We start from the raw sequence: 15,756 nt of genomic DNA, 5'->3' as shown, positions 1-15,756 counted from the left end.
GGACCCGTCAGCGATTACATCGGGGCGCGTGCCCTGGTCAGCGGGTTGCCCAAGGTGAAGTGGCTGCTCGGAGATCGTGGCTATGATGCCGATTGGTTTCGAGAAGCCTTGCAGGACAAGAAGATACATCCTTGCATCCCGGGCCGGAAGAAACGGAAGACGCCCGTCCGGTACGACAAGCGCAGATACAAACGTCGCAACCGGATCGAGATCATGTTCGGCAGGCTCAAGGACTGGAGGAGGGTTGCGACCCGTTATGACCGCTGCCCACGAACCTTCTTCTCAGCAATCGCACTTGCTGCGACCGTAATCTTCTGGCTTTGAGAGAGAACGAGTCCTGACCCTAGTTCGCTGTTCATTTTCTGACGTCAGGGAAATCGGCATTGATTTTATTGTATTTTTCACCTTCTCATATGTTTTTTGGCCTAACTATCTCCGGGTCGACAATGAGCCTGTGGCGTGCCACGGGACATGACCTAACCGACTCACAAGATCATTTTGGCTGAGATGATAAAGAAACGGCCTCGGGGAGTACCCGAGGCCGTTTGCATGTCTGGCTGTGGCGACGCCTAGTGGCACTCTGCGGGGGCAGTAGACCCTAAATGCTGTGATCATGCTCTCTGTTCGCAAGGTTCGACACTGTCTTGAGAGAGATGGTTCGCGGAAGCATGTGGCCAAAGCGATCCTTGCATATTTCTGCTGGGAGTATTGGCTTTCCCGAGCGCGCCGGTCCCCGCGTTGAGGCATCGTCGACCACTTGAGCCAGACCGCTGCGCTGCCTGAACGTGCGCTCCCGGGGTTCCGAAGCGACATGGTTCCGGTGTGGTCGGGGGCTGGACCGTCGGCAGACCTCGCGGCTGACCAAGGAACGAAACATCTTCCCCAAGGATCTCGGGAAAGAGTCGCAAGGTACCGGGTGGCGGCGGAGTGATTCCTCTGCGGGTCGCGATCCCTGCGCGGCGGCGACGAGGACATTGCCTCTTGCCCCCCTCACCCGCTGTTCTTGCGGGATTTGGACCATCTTTGGCCGGATTTCGCGATGGTCAAAGGCCACCGTGAATTTCTCAACATTTGCGTCGACTTATGCGCAGCGCGCTGGAAGCATCCCCTGCCCCTCAGTGGAACTATTGTTGACAATGCTAAAACTTTCCTTCCTGAATTGAACATTACGTGCTAGTCTCCGTCCCAGAGTAGAAGCGAACTTGGCCCCCTGGGACTTTGGTAATTGCTCAGTATTCGTGCAGTTCACCCGGGGCAGACGTGTTGAAAAGGGTAACCATCGCTACTGCTCGGCAATCCCTCTGGGCGAACTGTTTCAAATCGGCTCAAGGAGATCGCCGGTTCGTACTCGCTGCGGACCGCGACAGGGAGGAAGACTCATGAAGGTAATAACAACAGCCACCGCGTTCATTTTGGGAAGTGCGGCGTTTGCCCACGCCGCCGACAAGGTCACGTTTCAGATGGACTGGTTGCCAGGCGGCGACAAGGCAGCCATCTTCGTCTGCCTTGAACGTGGTTTTTGCGAAAAGGCCGGGTTGGAACTGTCACTGGAAACTGGGCGCGGTTCGTCGGAGTCGCTGACCAAGCTTGCCACCGGCAGTTCGGACATCGGCAATGCGGACATCGGTGCCCTGATGGCGGCCCGCGTTACCGAAAAACTGCCGGTGACCGCAGTCATGTCCTACTACAACGAAGGACCGCATGCCTTCTTCACCCTGAAAGGCAATGGCATCGAAAGCTTCGCGGACGTGAAGGGCAAGGATGTCGTGACCTCGCCCTTTACCTCATCGAACGTCTACCTGCCGCTGGTGCTGCACGACAACGATCTGACGATGGATGACATCACGCTGACCAAATCGGATCCCGGCGCGCTGAACCCGATGCTTGTCACCGGCAGGACAGATGCGGTGATTTCCTGGATCACCGACGTGACCCGGTATTCGCAACAGGCGCAGGATGCCGGCCGCGAGATGATCGTCCTTCCCTGGGCCGATGCCGGCCTGGTGATGTATTCGGGCGCGATCGTCGCATCGGACAAGTTCCTGGAAGAACGCCCTGACGTGGCCCGGCGTTTTGTCGGCGCCCTGCTGGAATCCGTGGAATACATGCGGGCCAATCCCGATGACGCCGCGAAGGCCGTGACCGATGCAGTTCCGGAACTGGACCACGCAACTGCGCTTGGCTCGCTGCAAGACGCGCTTGGGCTGATCTTCAACGATGTGACCGAACGGGACGGTCTGGGTGCCTTTGACCCCGTCCGCCTGAAAGCCACCTGGGAGCGCGTCGCCGCAGCCCAGGGAATGGATCTGGACGCGCTTGATCCCGAAGACATCGTCGACCGCAGCTTCATGCCGGGGAACTGATCATGGCCGTGAATACAAATGTCACTCCGGCCATCCAGTTTACCGATGTCGAAATGACCTTCGACACCCGGGCTGGTGAGCTGATTGCCCTGCAACACGTCAACCTGGCCATCAACGATCACGAGTTCATCGCCGTGCTCGGACCGTCTGGCTGTGGCAAGTCAACGCTGATGCGCATCGTGGCGGGCCTTCTCAAACCAAGCGCCGGCACAGTCTCTGTCCACGGGGAAAACGTGGTCGAGCCGCGCGACGACATCGGCATCGTGTTCCAGAAGCCGACCCTGCTGCCCTGGGCGACGCTCGAGGACAACGTGGTTTTCCCGATGAAGCACAAGTTCGGCCGCGTTACGCAGGAACAGCGAGAGCGAGCACATGAACTGCTGAAGCTGGTCGGCCTGGCCTCCTTGGAAAACCGCCGTCCGGGACGATTGTCGGGCGGCATGCAGCAGCGGGTCGGGATTGCGCGGGCCCTACTGCACAACCCCGATATCCTGCTGATGGACGAACCGTTCTCGGCCCTCGATGCCCTGACCCGCGAGGAAATGGGCTACGAGTTGCAGAACATCTGGCAGGAACATCGCAAGACCGTGATGTTCATCACCCATTCCATCGTCGAAGCCGTCCTGCTGGCCGACCGGATCATCGTGATGAGCCACGGCCCCGGCGCCCATGTCGCAGAGGACCTGAGGGTCCCTGCGCCACGGCCACGCACCGGAGACTCGATGCGACTGAGCGAGATGCAGGACCTTGTATCCCACCTGCGCGACATCCTGATGACCAAAAAGGTGGCCTGACATGACTGCAACACTGACACGCGTGAACCGTGTTCCCGGGCTGCTGCCCGGGCTGACTTTCCTGATCATCCTCGTGCTGTGGGAAACCTCGACCCGGGTCTTTACCATCCCGACCTTCCTGCTGCCGGCGCCCAGCCGTATCCTTGAAGGGTTCGATGCGGTGACCGTTTCGCGCTGGCTCGCCCATGCCTGGGCGACCCTGCGGGTCGCCATGCTGGGCTTCCTGACGGCCATCGTCGTGTCATTGCCGCTGGCAATAGCGCTGACGCGGTTCAAGCTGGTCTCCAGCGGTATCTATCCGCTGCTGGTTGTGATCCAGTCGACGCCGATCGTCGCGGTGGCGCCCATCATCATCGTCACGATGGGGTCGGGCGACGTGTCGCGGGTGCTGATCACCTTCATGATCTCGTTCTTTCCGCTGGTCGTGTCGATGACCACCGGGATGAAGGCGACACCGGATGAACTGATCGAGCTCAGCCATTCGCTGAAGGCCCCGGCCATCCGCGAGTTCACCCAGATCCGCATTCCCTATGCGATCCCCTACATCTTCTCGGGACTGAAGATCTCGGTAACCCTCTCGGTGATCGGCGCGGTGGTGGCAGAGTTCGTGGCCGCGGAGAAGGGAATTGGCTATTTCATCCAGTTCTCGACCTCGCTGTTCAAGATCCCGCAGGCCTGGGCCGGGCTGGGCATCCTGGTGCTGATGTCTCTGACACTGTTCCAGATCATCGCCCAGACGCAACGCTACTTCTTCCCGTGGAGCTTGCCGCGCGAATCCAAGTAACGCGCAATCCAGCCAACCCAGAGTCCCGGCCGGATCACCGGCCGGGACTTTCGTTTCCCCCGCCAGCACCTGCGAAACCGAGAAGCCCCACCCTGGGCCCAGCAAACGAACGACGACCCATGCCACGACTGACACGCCTCATTCCCTTCATTTTCGTGCTGATCTGGAGCACGGGTTTCATCGGCTCGAAATTCGGCCTGCCCTATATGGAGCCCTTCTTCCTGCTGGTCGTTCGCTACGCGCTCGTGCTTGTGCTCTTCTCGTTCGGATTGCTGCTTTGGCGCAAACGTCTGCTGGCAGTCCATGACATCCCGTCCCAACTGCTGATCGGTGTGCTGATCCACGGCGCCTACCTCGCCGGCGTGTTCTACGCCATCTCCCAGGGGATACCCGCCGGTCTGGTCGCGATCATCGTCGGGATGCAACCGATCCTCACCGCGCTGCTGGGGTGGTTCTGGCTGGGCGAAGGCTTGGAACGCTCAGCACTCACCGGACTTGTCCTGGGGTTCGCGGGGATCCTGCTGGTCATCTCCGGCGCCGGGGCCTTGCCAGGGCACGGCGGACTGGACAGCATCGGGCTGGCCGCAACCGTCCTGGCCCTGCTTGGCATCTCGCTGGGGACCGTGCTGCAAAAGCGTCTGGGCGGCGATGTGCCGGTCCTGGCTGGAACGACGGTGCAGTACATCGGTGCGCTGCTGGCCACGCTGCCGCTCATGCTGTTGTTCGAGACCCGGCACGTCACACTGACATGGCCACTGGTATTGACGATGACCTGGCTGGTCCTTGGGATATCGGTCCTCGCGATCAGCCTGTTGATGGTGATGATCCGCCGGGACCAGGTTGCACGCGTCACCAGCTATTTCTACCTGGTGCCGCCGCTGGCGATGTTGCAGGCGTGGCTGTTCTTTGGCGAGACGATTTCCGCCCTCTCCGGGCTGGGTTCGATCCTGGTCATCGCCGGCGTTTACCTCGTGATCCGGCGGAACCAGGCAAACGCAGGGCTCGGACGGCCCCAGCCCGCGCGCGGCTAGGCGCTGGCCGGTTTGGTGCCCGTCCAGCGCTTGACCGTACCGGCATCCAGATCAAACAGGTCCAGAACCCGCCCGACCGTGTGATCGACCATCTCCTCCAGGCTCTGCGGCCGGGTGTAGAAGGCCGGCACCGGCGGATAGATGATCGCCCCCATCTCTGTCACCGCCGACATGTTGCGGAGGTGACCCAGGTGCAAAGGCGTCTCGCGCAGCATCAGGACCAGTCGCCGCCGTTCCTTCAGCACCACGTCTGCCGCACGCGACAAGAGGTTCGATGTTGTGCCATTGGCGATTTCGGCCATCGTCTTGACCGAACAGGGCGCGACGATCATTCCCATCGTTCGAAAGGACCCCGAGGAGCACCCCGCGCCGATGTCCTTGTTGGAATGGGTGTGATCGGCCAGCGCCTCTAGATCCGCGGCAGTGAAATCGCATTCCTGCGCCATCGTGATGCGCGCGGCGTTGGACATGACCAGGTGCGTTTCGATTTCCAGCGCGCGCAGCACCTCGAGCATCCGCTTGCCGTAGATCACCCCGGAGGCCCCGGAGATTCCGACGATCATCCGCCTTGGCTGTGTCATGTCCGGTTCCCTTTCCTGCCCTGGCGGATTACGCGCCCAGTTCCTGCAAAAGTGCAGCGGCGCGCGCTTGCGCCTCGGCGCTGATCCGGGCGCGGGTGCCGTGGAAATCGGAGCCGCGCGTCGCGTCCAGCCCCATGCGCGAGGTGGTTCCGATGCCGCTTGCCGACGGGTCCAGCGCGTTGCCCGGCAGGCCCTCTACGATCACCACGTCCCGGTGCGGCTGGAAATGGCTGGACACCGCCCACAACACTTCCTCGTCGCGGGTGATGTCCACGTCCGCATCCACCACGATCACGTTCTTCAGGTACTGGTCCCAGCCCAAGAGCCCCAGCATGACCTGCCGGGCCTCGCCTTCGCGGCTCTGGTTCATTGCCACGTAAGCGTGAAAATGCGTCCCCGAAGCGGGGTAATGCACCGCCGTCACCGAGGGGAAACGGGCCTTCAGCTTCTCCACCATCTCCGCCTCGCGCGGGATGCGGCCAAGGTTCAGGTGCTCGGCGGAATTGCCGCCCGCCACGCTGACCAGGATCGGCGACTCGCGGCGCAGGATGGTTTCGACGGTGAAGAGGTTATTGGTCGACCGGTCCGAGGAATAGCCGGTGAATTCACCGAACGGCCCTTCCTCGACCGTGGCCTCGTGGTCGATCACACCTTCCAGAACGATTTCGGCATGGGCCGGAACCCGGATACCGTATTTCGGTGTTTCCACCACCTCGAGGGGGGCGCCCATTAGACCGCCGGCGATGTCGCGCTCATCCTCTTCGAAAGCCAGGCGGGCAGAAGCCGCCAGCATGAACAGGGGATGGCCGCCGATGATCATCGCCACCGGCATGGGTTTGCCAAGATCCTTGGACATGTTCAGCAGCCGCCACAGGTGGCCACGCGAATGCAGCGAGGTCGCGAGCTGGTTTTTCGAATGGATCATCGCGCGGTGATAGGACAGGTTGCCGATCCCGCTGTCCGGGTCCTCGCCCAGGATGATGCCCGACGTGATGTATTTGGTCCGGTCGGTCTCGAAGTGCTTCAGCATCGGCAGCAGGTTCAGGTCCACGTCCGCGCCAGAGATGACCCGCTCCAGCACCGGCCCGTCATCGACCGTTTTCGACGGCATCGCGGCGCGGGAGCGTTTCTGGTAGGCCGCGTGCAACCCGGGTTCGTCCGTGTCGAACAGACGGGCAATCCGCTGCCGCGACCCGAAGACATTGCACAGCACCGGCGCATCCAGATGTGCCACCTTGTTGAGCCGCAAGAGCGGCTGCCGCCCCTGCCCCGCCAGCGCCCAGATCAGCGCAGTGGCGTCCTGGTCGTCCGAGACCGGGCTGTCGATCTCGATCACGTCCCCGGGATGTTCGGCGCAGTAGCCGGCCAGGAAGTGACGGACATCCTGCGGGTGATGGCTTTCGGTTTTGGTCATGAGCATGGCTATCGTCCCCCGGGTCGGCAAGATCGTGAAATAGGGTGAAAGTGTCCAAGACGGCGCCGGACACCCGGCGCCGTCAGGTCAGGATCAGACCGGTTCCAGCAATTTGCCGGTCGCGCGGTCGACGCCCGCATAGGTATCCGTCAGGCGGGCCTGTGCGTCCTTCGCATCGCGCGGCGGCGGCGTGGTGTCGATCCCCACCAGCTTGGCGATATTGTTGCCAAGGTAGCCTTCGAGATCCTCTTCCGACAGGTTCATCCCGTGCGGCGGCTCGTGGCACAGCACCTCAAGCTCACGCAGCCACATGCCCGGATCGTTGGGCGGGCTGTCAGTGCCGAAGACGATCTTGTCCTTGGGCAACTGCTGGGCGAACTCGACGATCCGCGACTGGAAACACCACCCGCTTTCGCAATAGACATTGGGCGTGTCCATCGCCATCCAGAACGCCTCGAAGCTGTAGTTGCCGCCGGTCTGGATGCCGAAATGGCCGATGATGAAGTTGACCATCGGGAATTCGCGGATGATCGGGTAGAACATCGTCGGGATCGTGTAGGGTCCGTCGCCGGTATGGATCAGCACCACGATGTTGTACTTGGCGCACATCTCCATCGCCGGACGCAGCCATTCCAGCGCCCGGTCAGGCCGGTAACCGTGCATGTTGGCGTGCAGCTTGATCATCTTGAAACCGTATTCCTTGTGGTGGAATTCGATCTCCTTGGCGCCGTTCTCCGGGCCCCAGCGCGGGTTGTAGTTGAAATTCCCGATAAAGCGGTCCGGGTATTTCTGGCACAGCTCCGCGCAATAGGCCATGTAGTCGCGAATGCCTTCGCGGCCCATGCGGTTGCCATCGCGATAGCCGGTGTTGCCCGGCGGCGGCTGGATGAACCCCATGTCGATCCGGCGCGGCTTGCCGTTGATCATGTAGGGGCCGTCCATCATTTTCAGCATCCGCTCGCCGGTGAAGGGTTCGCCCGTATGGCGCCACGCCTCGTCCACCAGGTTGGTCGGATGAAGATGGGTGTCGATAATCATCTTGGTCTCCTTCGGAAAGTCTTTGGGCGGCTTATTCTGCCGGTTCCAGCACGACGCCGTTGTCCCGCAGATAGGCCTCTGCCTCGGCCACGGTTTTCGGCGGCGCGGTCGGCTCCAGCCCGATCATCCGTGCGGTGTTGTTGCCCAGGTAATCCTCGAGCGTGTCCTCATCGAGGTTCAGGCCCTGCGGCGGCTCGTGGCACAGCACCTCCAGTAGGTTGATCCACATGCCCGGTTCGTTGGGCGGCGTGTCGGTGCCGAACAGGATCTTGTGCTTGGGCAGTTCCTTGGCGAATTCGACGATCCGCGACTGCAGGCACCAGCCGCTTTCGGCGTAGACATTGGGTTCGTCCATCGCCATCTGGAACGGCTCGAAGGTGTAGACACCGCCAGTCTGCACACCGAAATGCGCCAGGATAAAGTTCACCTCCGGGAATTCCCGGATGATCGGGATGAATTCCGTCGGGATCGAATAGGGGCCGTCGCCGGTGTGCAGTTTGACCATGATCCCCAGGTCCGCGCAGACGCGCATCGCCGGGCGCAGCCAGTCCAGCGCCCGGTCAGGGCGATAGGCATGCATGTTGGCCTGCAGCTGCACCATCTTGAAATCGAACTCCTTGACGTAGCGTTCGATTTCCTCGGCGCCGTTCTGGGTGCCGTAGCGCGGGTTGTACACGAAGCAGCCGATGAAACGGTCCGGGTGTTCACAGACCATCTTTTCGGTATAGCCCATGTATTCCCGGATCGCGGCCTTGCCTTCCTTTTCGTGGATGCCGTGGGTGTAGATCGTGTTGCCCTGTGGCGGCTGGATGAATGCCTTGTCGACGCGACGGGGTTTGCCGTTCACATAGAACGGGCCGTCCATCATCTTCAGCAGCCGCTCTCCGGTGAAGGGCTCGCCGTCGTGGCGCCAGGCCAGATCGACGAGATCCGTCGGATAGCAACTCAGGTCGATAATCATGAGGAACCTCCTGGAACGAGGTGCCTGGATGCAATGCCGGTCCCGCCCGCGAACGGCCCGAAGGACGCTGTGCGGGGGATGGTCCCCTTGGGGCCAATCCGGATCGGGAAAGTGGGGAGTTTCGACATCGCAGCCTCACCTCTCAATGGGTTGGTGAGCAATTGGCTGCGCTTCTACTCTTGTCCCAGACTACGCCCGCGACCATCCAAGGTCAACAGGAAAAGTTATATAAGTAATTGTTTTTATTATACATAATGAAACACCAAAGCGGCCCGCGCGCGGATCGCGCGGGCCGCTTCCCTACCCGGGACCAAGAGGAGGAGGGGTTAGTCTACCAGGCAGGAAGAGAGTTTTCGTTCGATCTCGTCACGGTCCAGATCGCGCCCGATGAACACGATCTTGGAGCGGCGCTGGTCGTCCTGCCAGGGGTGATCCGGGCGCAGGTCAAAGAGCTGGTGCACCGCCTGCAAGACATAGAAACGGTCGTCGCCAGCCATCGACAGGATACCCTTGGTGCGAAAGATAGCCGGCCCTTTTTCATCGAGGTAGGCGGTCAGCACCGCGTGCAGCTTGTCCAGGACAAATGGTTGTTCAAAGGTCAGGCTGATAGAGGACACCGTTTCATCGTGGAGGTGGCCGTGATGATGGTGATGGTGGTGTTCATGGTCACTCTCGGCCGTCATGTCGATCTGCAGGATCTCCGCCCGTTCCTTGACATAGGACGGCTGAAAACCATTGACGTTCAGGATATTGTCCAGGTCCACCACCCCGAACTCCGAACGCAGGATCTCGGCTGTCTGGTTCAGACCGCGCAGATCGCCTTCCAGCTTGGCCAGTCCAGTCTCGTTGGCCAGGTCCACCTTGTTCACGATGATCCGGTCCGCCGCCACGATCTGATCCACCGCCTGGTTGTCGCGCCCGTCCAGCACCGGATCGTACAGGTGCTGGTCGATGTGCTTGGCATCCACCAGCGTCACGATGGCATCCAGGTTGACCTCGTCCGCGACGCTGCGATCGGCGAAAAAGGCGGTCGCCACCGGCGTCGGGTCGGCCAGGCCAGAGGTTTCGACGATGATGTGATCGAACTTGTCCTTCTGGGCCAGCAGCTTTTTCATCACGTCGATCAGGTCGTTTCGCACGTCGACGAAGCAGCAGATGCAGCCGTTCTGCATCTGGTAGATCTCTTCGTCCGAGGCCAGCACCAGGTCACTGTCTACATCGACCTCGCCGAATTCGTTCTCGATCACGGCGATGCGATAGCCGTGTTTCTCGGTCAGGATGTAGTTGAGCAGCGTCGTCTTGCCCGATCCCAGAAAGCCGGTGAGAATGGTGATCGGCAGCTTGTCCTTGGGGATTTCGTGAACGTTCATCATGATTGGCGCTCCTTCTCGTTGAGGGCATTCAGAATGTCTTCGGGGGTGATCGGGTAGTGATGGAACCGCACCCCGATCGCGTCGTGAATCGCGTTGGCGATGGCCGGACCGATGGCGATGATCGGGTCTTCGCCGACCCCCTTGGCGCCCCAGGGGCCGCCGGGATCGGGGGCCGCCTCCAGAATCACGGTGTCGATGTCGGGCATGTCCATCGACAGCGGCATCTTGTAATCCACCAGCCCTGCGTTCAGCGACCGGCCGGTTTCCGTGTCGATGATGTAATCCTCGGTCAGGGTATGGCCGATGCCCTGCTGGATGCCGCCCTCGATCTGGCCGGCGGCGGCGATCGGGTGGATCACCTTGCCCACGTCATGCACCGGAACCACCCGGTCCACCGTCACCAGGCCGGTTTCCGTGTCCACCGTCACCTCGACGAAATGCGCTGCAAAGGAATAGGACTTGGTCGGTTCATACGTCCCCCGCCCCAGGATATTGGCAGACGGGATCCCTGGGGTCGGCCCCATAGCCTCGGCCACGGTGAGGCCGCTGTCAGGACTGGCACGCAGGAAGATCCGGCCGTCGACCATGTCCAGCGCATCGGCCGTGGTCTGAAGCTTTTCAGCGGCACGTCTCAGGATACCGGCGCGCGCCTCGGCGGCGGCCATCCGAGTGGCGCTGCCCACCAGGTAAGTGGTGTGGCTGGCAAAGGCACCGATGTCCCAGGGCACGGCGTCGGTATCGCCATGCACGACCGAGACGCTTTCAAAGGGCATGTTCAGCTCTTCCGCCGCGATCTGCGCAAGCGCGGTATGGGCGCCCGTGCCCAGGCCCGCCGCGCCGGTCATCAACGTCACCGAGCCGTCTTCGTTCACCTTGATGAGGGCGTTGCCCTGTTCCTTGATGCCGGGATAGGCAGAGGAGCCGTGCATTTCACAGCCCAGACCCCAGCCCTTGCGGACATGCGACGCCGCCGGGTCGGGGCAGCGCGCGCCCTGCCGCAACCCCTTCCAGTCAAAGACCCGCGTGCCATGCTCGATGCAGGCCTCCAACCCATGCCCGACGATCGCGTGGCCAGAAGGCGCTATATCGCCCTCACGCACAGCGTTTTTCAGTTTCAGGTCCGCCGGGTCCATCCCCAGCCGCTCTGCCGCCTCGTCCATCTGGATGTCGAGGGCGTAGTAGGTCTGCACCACGCCATAACCGCGAAATGCGCCCGCAATCGGGGTGTTGGTATAGACCGCGCGCCCATCCAGCCGCACGTTTTCGCAGCGGTAGAGCGAAGTGGCCGAATTGGTGCCCACCGTCGTGACCCCCGGGCTGTGAGACCCATAGGCCCCGGAGTCGAACACGATCCGCATGTCGCGCGCGGTGATCGTGCCGTCCTTGCGGAACCCCTGTTTCAGCCACAGCTTGAACGGGTGGCGCGACCGTCCGGCAAGGAAGGTCTCACACCGCGTGAATTCCATCCGCACCGGCTTGCGCGTCTCCCGCGCCAGCAAGGCGCAGAGGAACTCATGCTGGAAGCAATCCTGCTTGGCGCCAAAGCCGCCCCCCATGTGATCAACCAGCACCCTCACTTTGGTTCTGGGCAGCCCCAGAACCTCGGCCAGGATGCCTCGGACCATGAAAGAGCTTTGGGTCGAGGTCCAGAAAGTCAGCTTGCCGGACCCGTCCCAATCGGCCAGGCAAACATTGGGCTCCATGTAGCCGGGCATAGGCCGACCACCGGAGAATTCGCCCTCAAGCACAAAATCCGCCTCGGCGAACCCCTTGTCGACATCGCCGCGTTCCACGCGCACCGGGTCCAGCACAAGGTTGCCGCCCGGCCCCACCTCGTGGATCTGCGGCGCGCCCGGTTTCATCGCCTCTTCGGGGGTGAAAACGGCAGGCAGTTCCTCGTATTCGACCTCGATCAGGTCCAGCGCCTCGTCGGCGATCTCTTCGCTGATCGCGGCCACCGCGGCCACGCCCTCGCCCCAGTACCGAACCTTGTCGTCCAGGATATACTGATCCTTGGTGCAAGAGACGGAACGCGGGTGCGGTGAGCCGTAGTGCAGCACACGCGGCACGTCCTCATGGGTCAGAACCGCCTTCACGCCCGGGTAGGCGAGGGCCTTGCTCACGTCGATCCGCTTGATCCTGGCGTGAGCCACCTCCGACCGCTTGATCTTGCCATAAAGCATCCCGACCGGCTTCAGGTCGGCGACATAGACCCCTTCGCCCGTGACCTTTTCGATCACGTCCTCGCGCTTGACGCTCTTGCCGATCGTGCTGAATGCATTTCTCAGGTTGTTCGCGGGTTTGTTCATACCGTTTCCTCCTGCGCGCGCACCGCGCGGATCTCGGCGGCCGCGCTGCGGACCGCGTCGAAAATCTTGGTGTAGCCGGTGCAGCGGCAGATATTGCCGCTGAGACCAAAGCGGATCTCGTCATCGCTGGGATCGGGGTTTTCCTCGATCAGCTTGCGCGCCATCATCAGGATGCCCGGCGTGCAGAACCCGCATTGCGATGCGCCGTGGCGCATGAAGGCATCCTGAAGCGGATGCAGGATGTCGATGCTCTGCTGCATCCCCTCGACGGTCTCGACATTGCGGCCCTGCGCCTCGACCGCCAGCATCAGGCAGGCATTGACCGGCTGACCATCGACGATCACCGTACAGGCGCCGCAATCGCCCACGTCGCAGCCCTTTTTCGTTCCGGTCAGTCCCGCCTCTTCGCGCAGCGTGTCCAGCAGCGAACGGTGCCCTTCCACGGCCAGGCTTTGGGGATCCCCGTTGATGGTCAGTTCCACGATCTGTTTCATTGGGTCGCCTCCATTGCAGTCTTCACGGCACGGCGCGTCAGGACACCCACCATGCTGCGCCGGTACTCGGCGCTGGCGCGCACGTTGCTGATGGGGGTGCATTCGGCCATCGCCTGCGCGCCCACCTGCGCGATGAGCTCATCCGTTATCTTCCGGCCTTTCAGCAGCGCCTCGGCCGCCGATGCACGCAGGACCGTCGGCCCCACCGCGCCAAGCGCGATCCGGGCATTGGTGCAGGTGTCGCCATCGCGGTCCAGGCTGACCGCCACGCCCACCGTGGCCAGTTCCATCGCCTTGCGGCGGCCATGCTTGAGATAGATGCGTCCGCTGTCGGGAGCCGGGGCCGGAATCACGATACCGGTGGCGATATCGCCGCGTTCCAGCCGGGTGCGCCCGGGTCCGGTAAAGAACTCGGCCAGCGGCATCCGGCGCATCCCCTTTGGCGTGTAGATATGGATGATCGCGCCATCGGCGATCAGCGGCGGGATGGTATCGGCCGAGGGCGACGCGCGGCAGAGATTGCCGACCACGGTCGCCCGGTTGCGCACCTGAATCGAGGCCAGCAGGCGCAGCGCCTCGGCGAAATTCGGATAGGTGCGCTGAACACCCGGCAGGGTTTCAAGCTGACGCGCCGTGACCAGCGCGCCGAAGGTCAGCCCCACAGCCGGATCCCAGGTGATATCGGTCATGCCGGGGATATTCTTGATGTTCACCACATCGGAAACATCTCGCAGCCTTTCGCGGATCTCGACGAAAAGGTCGGTTCCACCGGCCAGCACGTGGGCATTTTCGCCCAGGTCGACCAAGAGGCGCGAGGCCTCTTCAAGGGTCTTGGGTTCATGATAGGCAAAGCGTCGCATCTGGCCTCCTTCAGATCGCAGCGGACGGAACGTGCCGCTGGCGTTTCATGGGTGGCCGCTAATCCTGGTGAGGGGCTTCGCCGGGTATTTGGTGTCAGGCCGAGGGTGGCCCGTCGTCATCTTCGCTCGCCTTGATATCGAGCAGCATTTCCGATTTGACCGCACTCAGAAGCTGGTTGTTGTAGTGAACCGCCCCTTCGCTGTCGCCACGGGCCAAGGCGGCCAGCGTCTTGATATGCAGGTTGTGACCCGAAAACTCCGAGGGCCGTCCGCGTCGATGCGACATCAGCAACGGCTGGCAATTGATCAGGTCGTTCAGCAACCGCGACAGGTGCCTGTTTCCGGCCAGGCGCCCCATCTCCATGTGGAACAGCCGCGAATGATGCCGCGCCTCGACGACATTGCCCTCGTCATAGGCGGCCCCTTCGGCGCGCAGGATCTCCTGCAACCGAACACCTGCCTCGTCGGTATAGGTCCGGGCCAGTCGTTGCAGCAGCCCGGTTTCGACCACCAGGCGGGCTTCGAAAACCTGTTCGGCCTCTGCCGCGCTGAGCCGGACGATGCGGGCCCCCTTGTTGCGGCTGGTCTCGACCAGCCCGGCATTTACCAGTCGCAGCAGCCCGTTGCGGATCGCCTGCCGGTTGGCACCGGCCGCCTCTGCGAGTTCGCGTTCGACCAGCCTGTCACCCGCCTTGAGTCTCTGGTCCTGCACCGCCTCGACCACAAGGGAGAACACGCGCTCTTCTGCGTCCTGGCCGCTTTTCAGTTCGGCTTTTGCAGCCGCCTTTCTGCGGAATTGGGGCTTTGTCACGGCAACCTCGTCATTGGTGCAAGAACGCTAGACCGGACCACCATTCATTGTCAACAATAAGATTTTTTCTATTTAAAAACATTATTTTGAAATGCTCCTCCCATCTCAGGCAAACCGTTCAAAGGACGTCTCCGAAGGGGCCACGCATCGAATCGACCCGCGGTCCGGCTCGCCCCGACAGGTGCACCCGGCCCCGGAATGTTCGCGTAGGGAAACAGGCAGGCCTCGAACAGCCGGCTCTGGTTGAACACGACGGCGATCAGCGTGCCCGTCACCACGGCCAGCACGACAGCCCGCAGCGTGATCGACAGCGTGACCCACATCGCCCCCAGAAGGTCGGCGCCGTTGGCCAGGATGCTGTGCCAGACATCGCTGGGCTTGGGGAACAGGTAGACCGGCACGTCGAACGCACTGCACAGCACCTCCCAAAGGATCAGCACGGCCAGGCCGACAAGGATCGGGCCAAAGACCTCGATCGAGGCAGCCGCGTTTGCAAAAGATCGTTTCATCGTGGTTCTCCCATCTCGCCAGATTGCCCAGATGCGTCGCGCAGCGCCTCGGACAACTCGCTGCACAGCGCTGCGAAACGAGGGCTGCCACGGAAGGTTTCGTCCCGGCGTCCGGCATGGTCGATATCGATGATGCGCGAGATCCGCCCGGGCCGTGCCGCCATCACCGCGACGTGGGTCGACGGGAACACCGCCTCGTAGATCGAATGGGGCACGAAGACCAATCGTCCAGCCCCGGCGACATCCTCATGGGTCAGGATACCGTTCACGTCATGCTGGAAGGTCGCTGCCACGGCACGCACCGGCAGCCCCTTTTCGACTCCGCTCAGCACCTGGAAGTCGTAGCCGGTATACACATCGGCTTCACCCGCCAGCAAAGGCTGCATGCCGTACACCTGCGGCCCGCCCATGCGCAGCGTGACGTCCAGCCCGCG

The 15,756-nt window shown here is 62.1% G+C and carries 16 protein-coding genes; 5 read left to right on the top strand and 11 right to left on the bottom strand.

Translation table 11 applies throughout. The features are described 5' to 3' along the window. The 5 genes from BLQ71_RS16055 to BLQ71_RS16035 all read left to right on the top strand — a co-directional run. Nucleotides 1-324, top strand: a 324-nt coding sequence (locus tag BLQ71_RS16055; RefSeq protein WP_074622423.1) for an IS5/IS1182 family transposase, incomplete at its 5' end; no start/stop codon positions are given. 1,055 nt (nucleotides 325-1,379) lie between these two features. Continuing rightward, nucleotides 1,380-2,363: an ABC transporter substrate-binding protein gene (locus BLQ71_RS16050; RefSeq protein WP_052244684.1), complete on the top strand. Its 984-nt coding sequence runs from the start codon at nucleotides 1,380-1,382 to the stop codon at nucleotides 2,361-2,363. A 2-nt stretch (nucleotides 2,364-2,365) separates the two neighbouring features. Then, nucleotides 2,366-3,157 (top strand): ABC transporter ATP-binding protein, encoded by a 792-nt coding sequence (locus BLQ71_RS16045; protein WP_043144674.1) that lies wholly within the window; start codon nucleotides 2,366-2,368, stop codon nucleotides 3,155-3,157. A gap of 1 nt (nucleotide 3,158) precedes the next feature. Continuing rightward, the gene (locus BLQ71_RS16040; RefSeq protein WP_069208065.1) at nucleotides 3,159-3,941 is read left to right on the top strand and encodes an ABC transporter permease; all 783 of its coding nucleotides are present in this window, start codon (nucleotides 3,159-3,161) and stop codon (nucleotides 3,939-3,941) included. Nucleotides 3,942-4,060: 119 nt separating this feature from the next. Then, on the top strand, nucleotides 4,061-4,972 hold the full coding sequence (locus tag BLQ71_RS16035) for a DMT family transporter (protein ID WP_074622422.1): 912 nt from the start codon (nucleotides 4,061-4,063) through the stop codon (nucleotides 4,970-4,972). Here the strand turns inward: BLQ71_RS16035 and BLQ71_RS16030 are convergent. The 11 genes from BLQ71_RS16030 to BLQ71_RS26645 form a co-directional block, all read right to left on the bottom strand. After that, nucleotides 4,969-5,553, bottom strand: a complete 585-nt coding sequence (locus BLQ71_RS16030) for a UbiX family flavin prenyltransferase (protein ID WP_043144677.1) — start codon at nucleotides 5,551-5,553, stop codon at nucleotides 4,969-4,971. The two genes, BLQ71_RS16035 and BLQ71_RS16030, sit on opposite strands and share 4 nt — an antisense overlap. A gap of 28 nt (nucleotides 5,554-5,581) precedes the next feature. Further along, nucleotides 5,582-6,973 (bottom strand): UbiD family decarboxylase, encoded by a 1,392-nt coding sequence (locus tag BLQ71_RS16025; protein WP_254780721.1) that lies wholly within the window; start codon nucleotides 6,971-6,973, stop codon nucleotides 5,582-5,584. Nucleotides 6,974-7,060: 87 nt separating this feature from the next. Continuing rightward, nucleotides 7,061-8,005, bottom strand: coding sequence for an amidohydrolase family protein (locus tag BLQ71_RS16020; protein WP_074622421.1), 945 nt, complete (start codon nucleotides 8,003-8,005; stop codon nucleotides 7,061-7,063). A 31-nt stretch (nucleotides 8,006-8,036) separates the two neighbouring features. Further along, nucleotides 8,037-8,966, bottom strand: coding sequence for an amidohydrolase family protein (locus tag BLQ71_RS16015; protein WP_074622420.1), 930 nt, complete (start codon nucleotides 8,964-8,966; stop codon nucleotides 8,037-8,039). A gap of 326 nt (nucleotides 8,967-9,292) precedes the next feature. Further along, a complete protein-coding gene (locus BLQ71_RS16010; RefSeq protein WP_223306262.1) occupies nucleotides 9,293-10,339 on the bottom strand; it encodes a CobW family GTP-binding protein in 1,047 nt (348 codons plus the stop codon). Next, on the bottom strand, nucleotides 10,336-12,648 hold the full coding sequence (locus BLQ71_RS16005; RefSeq protein WP_074622419.1) for a xanthine dehydrogenase family protein molybdopterin-binding subunit: 2,313 nt from the start codon (nucleotides 12,646-12,648) through the stop codon (nucleotides 10,336-10,338). The genes BLQ71_RS16010 and BLQ71_RS16005 overlap by 4 nt, the downstream gene beginning before the upstream one ends. After that, complete coding sequence (locus BLQ71_RS16000; protein WP_043144683.1) at nucleotides 12,645-13,142, bottom strand: (2Fe-2S)-binding protein; 498 nt, start codon at nucleotides 13,140-13,142, stop codon at nucleotides 12,645-12,647. Before BLQ71_RS16000 ends, BLQ71_RS16005 begins: the two co-directional genes overlap by 4 nt. Then, complete coding sequence (locus tag BLQ71_RS15995) at nucleotides 13,139-14,002, bottom strand: FAD binding domain-containing protein (protein ID WP_074622418.1); 864 nt, start codon at nucleotides 14,000-14,002, stop codon at nucleotides 13,139-13,141. Before BLQ71_RS15995 ends, BLQ71_RS16000 begins: the two co-directional genes overlap by 4 nt. A 94-nt stretch (nucleotides 14,003-14,096) precedes the next feature. Then, nucleotides 14,097-14,813: a GntR family transcriptional regulator gene (locus BLQ71_RS15990; protein WP_074622417.1), complete on the bottom strand. Its 717-nt coding sequence runs from the start codon at nucleotides 14,811-14,813 to the stop codon at nucleotides 14,097-14,099. Nucleotides 14,814-14,881: 68 nt separating this feature from the next. Then, nucleotides 14,882-15,322 carry an ABC transporter permease family protein gene (locus BLQ71_RS15985; RefSeq protein ID WP_074622416.1) on the bottom strand — a complete coding sequence of 147 codons (441 nt, stop codon included), beginning with the start codon at nucleotides 15,320-15,322 and terminating at the stop codon, nucleotides 14,882-14,884. Continuing rightward, nucleotides 15,319-15,750 (bottom strand): ABC transporter substrate-binding protein, encoded by a 432-nt coding sequence (locus BLQ71_RS26645; RefSeq protein ID WP_268236879.1) that lies wholly within the window; start codon nucleotides 15,748-15,750, stop codon nucleotides 15,319-15,321. Before BLQ71_RS26645 ends, BLQ71_RS15985 begins: the two co-directional genes overlap by 4 nt. Between the last annotated feature and the right edge of the window lie 6 nt (nucleotides 15,751-15,756).

Source organism: Antarctobacter albus (assembly GCF_900101505.1).
In the GTDB taxonomy this organism is placed as follows: domain Bacteria; phylum Pseudomonadota; class Alphaproteobacteria; order Rhodobacterales; family Rhodobacteraceae; genus Antarctobacter; species Antarctobacter albus.
This window is presented reverse-complemented; position numbering and strand designations above follow the sequence as displayed.